Source organism: Virgibacillus alimentarius (assembly GCF_017874635.1).
GTDB lineage: Bacteria > Bacillota > Bacilli > Bacillales > Amphibacillaceae > Virgibacillus_B > Virgibacillus_B alimentarius.
Map to the genome: position 1 here is coordinate 1 of NZ_JAGIKX010000056.1, position 8,953 is coordinate 8,953.

Consider the following 8,953-nt stretch of genomic DNA (forward strand, 5'->3'; position numbering starts at 1 on the left):
CAGACCGATTAACACATAAATCGCACGTTTTAAATATGAATGGACCATCCTTTAGAATGCGTGAAACAGAAGAATGGTTAAAAAGTGAATTAACTGATGAATAATTATTTATTTTAGGGTGGTTCAAAATTTAATTGCGAAGTGGTTCACTTTTCACTTGCGAAATACTTTAGGAATATGTTTTAAACCCTTTTGTACCATTAAGCCATAAGTTTCTCTTTTTTTATTACCTGACATTTTTGTAGATCAACTCACTTTCTTAATTGTAAATACCTTTATTCACAGCTTCCGCTACCCGCTGCGGGACTTTGCCCTCCAATTAAGAATAAAATCATTCATTATCTTTATTATTTGAATTGTTAATAATATAATAGTCAGATAATAATGTAAAGTGTACACTTGTATTTATACGTACACTATTAAACTATTGTAATTAAGGGATAAACTGTTATATGTAAACTATTAGATTAATAGAATACATATAGTTAACTAAAGACTTTGATATAGAGATTAAATTTACACTGGGAACTCAAAACTATAGTATTGATGTTGATAAAAAGCAAATTGACCAACTAAACGATTTGTATAAAGCATTGGTTTATATTTCAGAGAAAACACACGAAAACAGTATCGTGCTAGATATGGCTAATCAGAGTTTAGATAAAGCAATGACTGTCTTACAAAATTCAAGAACATCGGAAACGCAACTTGCAGATTAGTATAAACAATTGACCGAATTTGGATTCTCCTGGTTAAAGTCATCTCGTGAACAGTATCACGAAAAAGACTTTGGAGATGTTTTCGAAAAGTATATAAATAGTTAACGGGGACAGTCCCCATAAAATTGCACCTTATAGAACAGATGAAAAAAGTACTGTTCTATAAAGTGCTTTTCTGTATAATAAAAGATGGTGAAATAATGAAGCCAAGAAAATAGCAAGTCATTTTAGCAAATTGGATATGAAGATACCATCAACAAATATACATCTTCTAGTTTGTGAAGAATTACATATATAGTAAGGGGATTGCATGAAATGAAAAGGTAGATATCAGAAATAATCTCAATAAGAATTAAAAGTATTCTGTAAGACAAACATTTGAAATTACTAAAGGAAGTGCGTATGAATGGAATGGAAAAATATATACCGTGGCTTGCTGATGGGGGCTAGTGACATCATTCCCGGGGTCAGCGGCGGGACAATTGCCGTGTTACTTGGCATTTATGACCGTTTGATTGCGGCGATTAATGGTTTTTTTAGTAAGGATTGGAAAAAACAGCTTGGGTTCTTAATCCCTTTGGGAGTTGGTGTTGGAGCTGCCATTCTCTTATTAAGTAATGTCATCGAGTGGCTATTTGAACACTATACAGGCCCCACACAATTTTTCTTTTTGGGGCTAATAATAGGCATCCTTCCTTATTTATTCCACCAATCAGATGCGAAACAAACCTTTACGTGGAAACACATCATTCTATTGGTGATTGGAGCGCTTATTGTTGGATCAATGGTCTTTCTTAATACAGGGGAAGGTACGGCGATGGAACGAACAATGTCCACCTACCTACTATTATTTATCTCTGGATTTTTAGCGAGTGCTGCGATGATTTTACCGGGAATTAGCGGATCATTTATCTTATATGTTATCGGTATTTACCAAACTGTAATTGCTGGGATAAGCAGTTTTCAGCTCGATGTTATTGCAGTGACGGGGATAGGAATCGTTTGTGGAATCGTTCTTATGAGTAAAATCATCAACTTCTTTCTCCTTAACTATCGAACCGGTACATTTGCTATTATCATCGGCTTTGTAATCGGCTCAATTTTTGTTGTCTTCCCGGGCTGGCCAACGGATAAAACATTCCTATTAATAAGTGTTGCAACCTTTGCAGCAGGCTTATTTAGTGCATATATCCTCGGGAAAGTGGAGTATAAGGAATAACAACTCAAAAGATAAATTATAAGCCTAGTATCGTTTCCTCATCTTACGACACTAGGCTTACATCATTACTTCAACACAGTAAAATGCAATGGAGACTGCTCCATCACCCTTCTATGTCACGTTTGTTATATCCAATAATCCCAACAATCATCAAGATACCAGCTATAACTGTCAAAGTGAATAATGGCAGCCATTTCATTTCCTCAACAGGGAGCTGTGGAATATAGCCATATGGAGATAGCTTTCCAACCCAACCCGGGAAATCAAACAAACCTCCTAGATACAGGACGAAGAAGGAATAAATGACGTAACCCCATATGAAACGACTTAATTTTGGTAGGAAACCTATCAGCAATACAGCTAAACCAATCATAACGAGCATGGCTGGATAATATACGAGTGCTGCACCGTAAATTGTCTCAAATTTTAGCCCTTCTTCCATGACCGTATTTCCTGCAGCCCAGAGCCCAATCGCAGCAAGAGAAAGCATGATAAACCCATTCATAATGGAAATGATGAGATAACCTACCACCACTTGAGTACGAGAAACAGCTCTTGAAAGTAAATGTTCTAGCCGATTCTTTTTCTCTTCCTCATTCAGTTTAAGCATGACCATTAATGGAGGAATGGTTGAAAGTAAGCTCATCACAATCATGAGCATTGGGATAAACTGTTCTGTTAATGTATATCCCTTTTGATCAGCTAGTAATTGCTCCAGCGTCTCATTTCCCTCAAAAAAGGATTCCAAATCACCAAAAACGGATCCATAAGATACACCCAATACAAGCATTCCAATTGCCCAAGCAATGATTCCTGTACGCTGAAGTCTTAAAGCCAACCCAGCAGGATTTTGTAAAAACATGGAAGCATATCTTTTTCCGGGCTTTGATGGAAAGAATCCCGTTCCTAAGTCTCGGATCGCATTTAAATAATTTGCTACTATAAATAAAATGATGGATACACCAATCATTAACATTATAGGCCACCAATGATTCGTGGAATAAGCCTCCGTTTGTGTCACCCACCCTAAGGGGGAAAGCATCGACCATGCCTCATTGCCCACATCACCAATCGCACGAACAAGATATGCAATTAGGAGTATGGCAATAGAATAACCAGTTGCTCCACGTGAACTTTCAGAAAGCTGCGCAAAAACTGCCGTGATTCCTGTAAAGACCATTCCAGTTGCGCCTAAAGCAGTACCATATAATAAAGATCCTTCTAGCCCCATACTTTCTATACCTAATGCATAAAGCCCCAAACCAATCACTAACGTCAAAAGTACATTGACTATAACCAATACAAGTAGTGTTGCATTTACATTTGCCAGGCGTCCTACTGGCAAAGCTCGAATCATTTCGATCCGACCATCTTCCTCATTCGCACGGGTATGTCGGCTCACAAGCAAAATACTCATCAATCCAACGACAACCGCTGTTAGTAGGAGCATCTGATGTGCTGTCATCGCCCCGATTGTATAATGATCTAGATCACCAGGTCCCACCATGGCTGTCATAGCCGGGTTTTGCATCGTTTCTGCCATCACATCTCTTTCTTGCTGAGAGGCATACAGATTCTTAAAGGAAATTGGCACAATCCATGTGAAAATAGATATTCCAATCAACCATAAAAAAATACGAATGCGGTCCAGTCTTACGATCAATCTAGATAAAGAGATAGTATTTTTAGAAGTAGAACCTATCATTAGAACGCACCCCCTGCTCCTTTTCCATCTTTGTTTTCATAATGGCGCATAAATAAATCTTCCAATGTTGGCGGTGCACTTTCCAATTTTACGATGCCAAATTGACTTACATGTTTAATCACAGCATCCAATTCCTCTGTATCCACTTGGAATGACAGTCCCTGTTCTTCTCTAACCACATCATGTACACCGTTCAATTCATTTATGGAAGTAATCGACTCTTTTGTTTCAACAAGCAAATTGGTTCGTGTTAAATGGCGTAATTCGTTTAACGAACCTGTTTCAATAATCTTACCCCGACGGATGATACCTACCCGGTCGCATAACTTTTCAACTTCAGATAAAATATGACTGGAAAGCAAGACACTTTTACCTGCTTGCTTGGCTTCCAATACGCATTCCTGAAAAACCTGTTCCATTAATGGGTCCAGTCCAGAAGTTGGTTCATCTAAAATATATAAATCTGCTTCAGACGAAAAGGCAGCGACCAAAGCTACTTTTTGCCTATTCCCCTTCGAATAGGTTCTGCATTTTTTGGTTGGATCCAGATCAAATTTCTTAATCAATTCTTCACGCTTGTTTTTATTATTTCCCCCCCGCAATTTAACAAATAGATCAATCACCTCACCGCCAGTTAAATTTGGCCATAGATTCACATCCCCCGGGACATAGGCAAGACGCCTGTGTATATCAACAGCATCTGACCATGCATCTTTTCCGAATATTTCCACCATGCCTTTCGTTGCTTTTAAAATACCAAGCAAAATACGAATGGTCGTTGACTTACCAGCTCCATTAGGTCCAATAAATCCATAAACTTCTCCCTCATTTAATTCGATATTAATCCCATCAAGTGCAGTGAAGTTCCCAAACTTTTTTGTCAAATTGGTTGTCTTTAAAACAAGCATATTTCATCCTCCTCTTTGCTTCTATGCAGGGGGAATCATTTCCCCTGCGAATTATGAAATATTTTAATCCTTATATTTCATAATATACAAATTTTGATTAATCATCAATAGTTTATGAACTATTTACATTGTTTTATTACAAAACTTTTATTAAACTAAGGTTGAGGTGAAAGGAAATGAATGGGTTTGAGCGACGCAAGCAACAGAAGAAAATAGATATATTAAAAGCTTCCCTTGCCTTATTTAAAAAATATGGTGTTCAAAAAGTCTCAATAACGGAAATAGCAGACAAGGCAAAAGTGTCACAAGTAACGATTTATAATTATTTTGGGAGTAAAGACAATTTAATTCATGAAGTAATTATTTTTTATGTAGATCAAGTATGGGAGGAATATGAGCAATTATTTAATAGTAGCGCTCCTTTCCCAGATAAAATTAAACAAATTATTTTTGATAAACAGGAAGAAGCGGACCAAATTAACACAGAGTTCTTCGACTCTTTAATGGAAGAATACACGAAAGGAAGTAATTATATTGAGGAGATGTATACGAAGAAAGCACTTCCCCGCTTCATTGATTTATTTAATGAAGGAAAAGAAAAGGGCTATGTTGATCCAACGATATCAAATGAAGCCATCTTGCTTTATATTCAAATATTTAAAGATTACATGCAGCGAAAAGATATGGCAAAAAACATACTGCCATTAACAGAAGAAATTACAAAGCTATTTTTTTATGGAATCGCTGGGAAAGGGATAAATTGATGGGGATGAATTTCCTCAAAACAAAATAAAACATACGCTAGTGCCGGGTTGTAACGCCAACACTAGTGTATGTTCTACCCCTAGCATTGGTGTCACAACAAATCCGGACTATCATCCCTCTATAAATAAAAAAACCTGCTACGCTCGAAATAATGAAGAGCAGCAAGTTTAGAAGACCTTATTAGCCAATACATATTACCCATCTACTTTTTCTTGGGCGATTTCAACCTACCGTGTTTCGCAGCTTGACGGCGCTGCCAACGTTGTATTTTTCTCAGCAGGCCATAGGATATTTGTATATCCCTTTCTCCAAGCGAACTTCCGGGCTTCGTGTGCATCCAGATGGATTTGGAAAAGGCAATAAGCTGATCAGGATAAACACTTCGATGCCCAATGATGATATACGCTGCTAGACAAGCACCAACCACATACACACCAATCGAACCCCCAAATAACTCAAATCCCATAAAAACAGCAGCTATTGGCGTGTTCGATGCGGCTGCAACTACAGCAACCATGCCAACACTCGCACCAAGTATTGGGTTAACGCCAAGCATTCCAGCAAAAACATTACCGGATAAAGCACCAATGACGAATTGTGGTGTAACAATCCCACCATAAAAACCCGAGCCCAATGTCACAGCAACAAGCAACGCTTTCCAGAAGAAAGCGAAGGCAGGAATATCTTCTCCGCGTAATGCAGTGTCCATTATTGGCAAGCTAAGGCCAAGGTAATCGGCAGGAATAAATAAAATTAAAATAGACAATACCACTCCGCCAATAACAGGCATCATAGGCCGCCATATACGAAAACGCTGTTGTATATAATTGAAAAACAAACGCATCTCTTCGAACATCTCGATAAACAGCAAAGCAACAAGTCCACATAGAATACCGATAATAATAACCTTTAGAAATAAAGCTTCTGAGAAATCTTCTACAAAATCTAAAGGATAATACGCATAGGTAATTCCCCAAATTTTACTTATTTGAAAAGAAGTAATCCCAGCAATTACAGCTGCAAATAAATAATCATGACGTATTCTGCCCAGCGATAAAACTTCTACAGCATAGATAGCACCGGCAATCGGCGTTCCAAAAACACTTGCAAACCCAGCACTCACACCACATGCCACTATCTTCCGCTGCAAACGCGGGCTTAGATGCATGATGCGTCCTAGCCAAGAGGCAAGCGTTCCCCCAATATGTGAGCAGGGACCTTCTTTTCCCGCAGATCCACCCGAAGCAAGGGTAACAACTGCAGCAAGCGGTTTTATTGGCAATGTTTTTAAAGGCAATCTTCCCTTCTGTTTATGTACCGCAGCAATCACAGAATCTTCTTCTGCATGCTTTTTCCGGTAACCAAAATAAATAAGTAAACCGTTCACAAGTCCCCCAAACGGTAATAAAATTAGTTGGACCCAAAGCGGGATATGTGCTGTTTGGTTCGTGGAATAAAATAATAATTGCAGAAATATACTTGCGCCAGTACCTACGAGAACACCGGTGATTGACGCCAAAAAAAGCCACCTAAGAAGGGTAGCCAGCATAACAAGGGGTTCAATATAGTTTATGCGAAACAAATTAGACCACTCCTAAATCCACTCTCTATTAAACATAGCACTCTTGGAATGGCTTGTCATCTGTTTAACGTTCTGTATCTGGGATTGGTTGGGTTATTAGTGAAGGGGGCTGTCCATTTTTATTTGATGACTTTTTTCAGTCATTGATCTCAAAAGTTAAGTCTATGGTTCATTAAAACCCGCTTCTCTCAGCCGACAAATAAAAAGTGAGCCTGATTCCAACTGACAATCAAGAGACCTGGTGACGGTTTAACGAAAGATGTCATTTGCCATGAGCTACTTGATTATAGGTAGATTTAATCTGAACAGCGAATCGGCCTTAGAGTAGCTTTAGCTTACTGACCAGCTAATAGATTTAGGTATAAAGTAACCTATTCCCACAAATAGAATTCGCTTTTACGATGTCTATATTCTATTTACTTACCTACTTGTCCATTCAGATATTTTATTTTGACAGCTTTGTGGCAGCCGCTTAAAAACTGCGCCCTTAAAAATAAAATCAGCTATAAGGAGAGTACTTAAAATCATCGTAGTTCCTATTAAAATACCTAGTTTATTCGTGACCGCACATTTTTCCTTTGTTTGTATTTCCATAACAAAAATCCCTCCAATGCAATAACAATAGTATATCACCATCTCCTGTTCCTTGGTAGAAAGCTCATTTAATGTTATTTCAATAGTTCGCGTCTCCTTTTTGTGATTAGTTTATTGGTCTAAACATGTCTTAAAAACAGACGAGATTACGTGTTTATTTATCAGCACTCCTTCTACATACCAACATATATTTTAGAGTCATTATAAAACCCCACAGATGTATAAGAATACAATTCCGCAGGGTTTTATAAGGGGGCGAATATAATTATTTCATTTTTCTCTTCACACAACATCTATTATTCCGAACATTTTATAGTGCATTGATATTATTGAAATCGATTGTTATAGTTTTAGTATGTAAACATTTTTAGAGAATGATAGAGGAGAGATTTATTATGAGATTTTGGATTGGCTTATCATTAGCCATTATATGTGAGGTAATAGGAGTAACTTTTTTAAACTTTTCTTATGGGTTATCCAAACTAATGCCAGCTACAATTGCTATTACATTTTATCTATCCTCTGTCCTTTTGTATATGTGGAATACTAGAGGGAAGGAAGTAGGTGTAGTTGGTGCATTATTTGCTGGTCTCGGAACAGTTATAGTCCTTTTAGTAGGATTTTTTGTGTTTGATGAAAAGATATCTACACTGAAATTAATGGGTGTTGTCCTAATAATGACAGGTGTAGCTAGTTTAAGTATGAAACCTAAACAGAAAGGAGTATCTCAGTAATGGGAATATTTTATTTAATGATATCAACCATATGTGCAGTTATGGGTCATATTTTCGTAAAAAAATCAGACGGTATGCGAAAAATAAAATATACCATATACGCCGTAATTTCATTTTTAACCGCTATTGTTTTATTATCTATGTCTATTAAATACATGAACATGGGAATAGCCTTCGCTATATGGTCCGGATTATCAATTGTATTTAATAATTTGTTTAATATTATCGTATATAAAGAAGAATTTTCTTTTCGTAAATTGAGAGGTATAGCATACATTGTAGCAGGTATTGTTATTTTAGAAGCCTTTTAAGTGTATTTTATACCTTCACTTCTACTAAACTACTTCATCATATCATATGCCAGTATAGTTATATTGGCATATGTTTATTATTGCTTTTGCTTTACATAATTTTCTGTCAATTAGTAGCTACGTTTTATAATGCATTTGAGTCTAATATATACCTTGTATTCCAGAATGTCAATATCAATAATAACTTTTTTAATAAAAAACAATACATTTATCTACCGTATGTTTGCAAATGCACCTTCAGAAGCGTAACAAAATCCATGCTTGTTTATATCTGATTGACAACGCTGTATATTAAACTTCCCCTGAAAAAAAGCGCCCTAGAAAGGTATTGACCCCCGAAAGTTAGAGTGCTAAATCTAACTTTCGGGGGGTGTTTTTATGGCTAAATATAGTGAAGAGTTTAAAATAAAGCTTGT

9 protein-coding genes are annotated in these 8,953 nt (G+C 36.9%); 5 read left to right on the top strand and 4 right to left on the bottom strand.

The genetic code is table 11. The annotated features are described in order from the left end of the window. Positions 1-728: 728 nt before the first annotated feature. Both J2Z81_RS15960 and J2Z81_RS15340 read left to right on the top strand, forming a co-directional pair. Positions 729-824: a YvbH-like oligomerization domain-containing protein gene (locus J2Z81_RS15960; protein ID WP_226981400.1), complete on the top strand. Its 96-nt coding sequence runs from the start codon at positions 729-731 to the stop codon at positions 822-824. Between the two features lie 301 nt (positions 825-1,125). Then, the gene (locus J2Z81_RS15340) at positions 1,126-1,938 is read left to right on the top strand and encodes a DUF368 domain-containing protein (RefSeq protein WP_226371725.1); all 813 of its coding nucleotides are present in this window, start codon (positions 1,126-1,128) and stop codon (positions 1,936-1,938) included. Positions 1,939-2,041: 103 nt separating this feature from the next. Here J2Z81_RS15340 and J2Z81_RS15345 read toward each other — a convergent pair whose 3' ends face one another. Together J2Z81_RS15345 and J2Z81_RS15350 are read right to left on the bottom strand one after the other, a co-directional pair. After that, positions 2,042-3,643, bottom strand: a complete 1,602-nt coding sequence (locus J2Z81_RS15345) for an ABC transporter permease (protein ID WP_226371726.1) — start codon at positions 3,641-3,643, stop codon at positions 2,042-2,044. Continuing rightward, the gene (locus J2Z81_RS15350; protein WP_226371727.1) at positions 3,643-4,551 is read right to left on the bottom strand and encodes an ABC transporter ATP-binding protein; all 909 of its coding nucleotides are present in this window, start codon (positions 4,549-4,551) and stop codon (positions 3,643-3,645) included. Before J2Z81_RS15350 ends, J2Z81_RS15345 begins: the two co-directional genes overlap by 1 nt. A 176-nt stretch (positions 4,552-4,727) precedes the next feature. On the opposite strand from J2Z81_RS15350, the gene J2Z81_RS15355 reads away from it, so the two are divergent. Continuing rightward, entirely contained in the window at positions 4,728-5,315 is a 588-nt protein-coding gene (locus J2Z81_RS15355) for a TetR/AcrR family transcriptional regulator (protein WP_226371728.1), read from the top strand. Between the two features lie 203 nt (positions 5,316-5,518). Here the strand turns inward: J2Z81_RS15355 and J2Z81_RS15360 are convergent, their stop codons facing one another. Together J2Z81_RS15360 and J2Z81_RS15365 are read right to left on the bottom strand one after the other, a co-directional pair. After that, positions 5,519-6,835: a chloride channel protein gene (locus J2Z81_RS15360; protein WP_226374407.1), complete on the bottom strand. Its 1,317-nt coding sequence runs from the start codon at positions 6,833-6,835 to the stop codon at positions 5,519-5,521. A 483-nt stretch (positions 6,836-7,318) separates the two neighbouring features. Then, positions 7,319-7,492 carry a hypothetical protein gene (locus J2Z81_RS15365; RefSeq protein WP_156947733.1) on the bottom strand — a complete coding sequence of 58 codons (174 nt, stop codon included), beginning with the start codon at positions 7,490-7,492 and terminating at the stop codon, positions 7,319-7,321. 395 nt (positions 7,493-7,887) lie between these two features. Here J2Z81_RS15365 and J2Z81_RS15370 point away from each other — a divergent pair, with 395 nt between their 5' ends. Next, positions 7,888-8,226 carry a DMT family transporter gene (locus tag J2Z81_RS15370; protein ID WP_029270072.1) on the top strand — a complete coding sequence of 113 codons (339 nt, stop codon included), beginning with the start codon at positions 7,888-7,890 and terminating at the stop codon, positions 8,224-8,226. Next, complete coding sequence (locus J2Z81_RS15375) at positions 8,226-8,537, top strand: DMT family transporter (protein ID WP_029270074.1); 312 nt, start codon at positions 8,226-8,228, stop codon at positions 8,535-8,537. Before J2Z81_RS15370 ends, J2Z81_RS15375 begins: the two co-directional genes overlap by 1 nt. Positions 8,538-8,953 lie beyond the last annotated feature (416 nt).